Source organism: Mesobacillus sp. (assembly GCF_049588175.1).
Classification (GTDB): domain Bacteria; phylum Bacillota; class Bacilli; order Bacillales; family Cytobacillaceae; genus Mesobacillus.
In genome coordinates this window covers 1-2113 of sequence record NZ_JBAVFI010000709.1, presented here as the reverse complement: position 1 = coordinate 2113, position 2113 = coordinate 1, and the positions used below count along the sequence as shown (strand labels likewise).

General features: G+C 42.0%; 3 protein-coding genes. All 3 read right to left on the bottom strand.

Going from position 1 to position 2113, the window contains the following annotated elements:
- The coding region (locus WB217_RS17280) for an N-acetyldiaminopimelate deacetylase (RefSeq protein ID WP_423994523.1) at nt 1-880 on the bottom strand (880 nt) is incomplete at its 3' end.
- 57 nt (nt 881-937) lie between these two features.
- On the bottom strand, nt 938-1648 hold the full coding sequence (gene dapD, locus WB217_RS17275; protein WP_423994522.1) for a 2,3,4,5-tetrahydropyridine-2,6-dicarboxylate N-acetyltransferase: 711 nt from the start codon (nt 1646-1648) through the stop codon (nt 938-940).
- A 185-nt stretch (nt 1649-1833) separates the two neighbouring features.
- Nucleotides 1834-2113: LysR substrate-binding domain-containing protein (locus WB217_RS17270; protein ID WP_423994520.1), on the bottom strand; the 280-nt coding region annotated here is incomplete at its 5' end.

The following is a 2113-nucleotide window of genomic DNA, read 5'->3' as shown; positions in this document are numbered from 1 at the left end:
CATGATTATAAACCTGATGGTACATGGAGCCATAATCTATCGCTGTTTTACACTGATAACCAACTTCAATGCCATTCACAAGTGCTTCAATTCGTTCTTTTACCTTAACCATGGAATCTACAGAAAGAGTACGAATTGTACCCTCGATTCTGGCTGTTTCGGCAATGATGTTTTGCACGGTACCACCTGTAATTTTACCAATAGTGACGACTGCACTGTCCAGCGGGTCAATATTCCTCGCCACAATCGACTGCAGCTGTGTAACAAGCGCACATGCAGCCACGATCATATCATTTGTATTATGTGGATAAGCTGCATGTCCGCCCTTGCCTTCAAGATCGATGAAAAGTTCTGAAGTATTGGCAAACAAGAGGCCTGCCCTTGTTGCGATGGTCCCAACTGGATATTCAGGAGCAATATGCAGGGCGATGATCATGTCCGGCTTCCACTCTGCCATGATATCGGTCGCAAGCATCGGCTCGGCACCGCCAGGCCCCTCCTCAGCAGGCTGAAAAATAAACAATAGATCATCGTCAATAGGATTGCTGACAAAATGCGTGATCAGCCCCAGCGCAATGCTCATATGTAAATCATGTCCGCATGCATGCATCTGGCCCTCGTGAAGGGATTTAAACTCAAGCCCAGTACCCTCGGTGATTGGAAGACCATCAATGTCTGCACGGTATCCGATCATTTTGGTAGGGTTTTTACCAGTGATTTTGACAAAGATCCCCGTTTCCCAAGTTTTTATTTCCAATCGCTCTCCAGGAAGATGATGCAAATAATCAAGAAGATAAGCCTGAGTTTTATACTCCTTGAAACCAAGCTCCGGAATCCTGTGCAAGTCTCTTCTGACTTTTATAAAAGTTTCATGCCCCATAATTTTCTCTCCCTTTATAAAAGAAAGCGCGGATCATGTATCCACGCTTTCTCGCTTTTATAGCTGGCGAAGCTCCTGTTTGATTTCAGTTTTTGATTTTGTTTTTTCATCAATTTCCTTGATAACGCGCGCAGGTGTTCCAGCAACCACAGTAAAAGGAGGCACATCATCAATAACAATAGCACCTGCAGCTACTACTGCACCCTTACCAACTGTAACTCCTTCAAGGACAACGGCATTTGCGCCAATTACTACATCATCTTCAACTACAACTGGTTTAGCAGAAGGTGGTTCAATAACTCCTGCAAGGACTGTTCCTGCTCCAATGTGGCAATTCTTACCCACAGTTGCACGGCCGCCAAGCACTACGTTCATATCAATCATTGTGCCTTCTCCAATAACTGCACCAATATTGATGGAAGCACCCATCATGATAACAGCATTGTCGCCAATTTCAACCTGGTCCCTGATGATTGCTCCAGGCTCAATACGAGCCTTGATGTTTTTTATGTCCAGTAATGGAATAGCTGAATTCCTTCGGTCATTTTCTACAACATAGTCTTCAATTTTCGCCTGATTTGATTCAAGGGCAGGGTTAATTTCTGCCCACTCGCCAAAAATGACACCTGTATTTCCAGTGATGAAGGTTTTTGTGTTAGCCCCAAAATCAATCCCCTCCAGGGCACCTTTTACATACACCTTAACTGGTGTAGCTTTTTTGCTATTTTGTATAAACGAAATGATTTCGTTTGCATCCATCATCTTCATATTTATTACCTCCGAATATGTATTTTTCCAAAGACTCTTTTCATCAGCGCAAAGATAAATAGCCGATATACAATTTACAAATCTTAACATGTAATAAGTAAGCTGCAAATCATACGAAAAGTGCTTCGAAAACTGCTTTTTCTAAAAATTACTTTAACAAACAAAAGTATTGAAAACAAGAAAAACTATTTCACTTTCTTGTTTGAGTCAACAATATGTTCCTTGACGATTTCGATAAATGCTTGCACCTGCTTTAATTGGAAAGCAGATTCATAGCCGAGAAGCCATGTATCGCGCCCTAATGGCTCATTATTTTCATCATGCAATGGAACTTTGAAGATGTCTTTCTCCGCTCCATTTAGGGTTATGGCTGGAAGTATTGCATAACCTATCCCATTGAATGTCATTTGTTTACACGTTTCTATCTGGTCCACGATGATTGTCCTCCGAGGAGCAGTCTGAAAT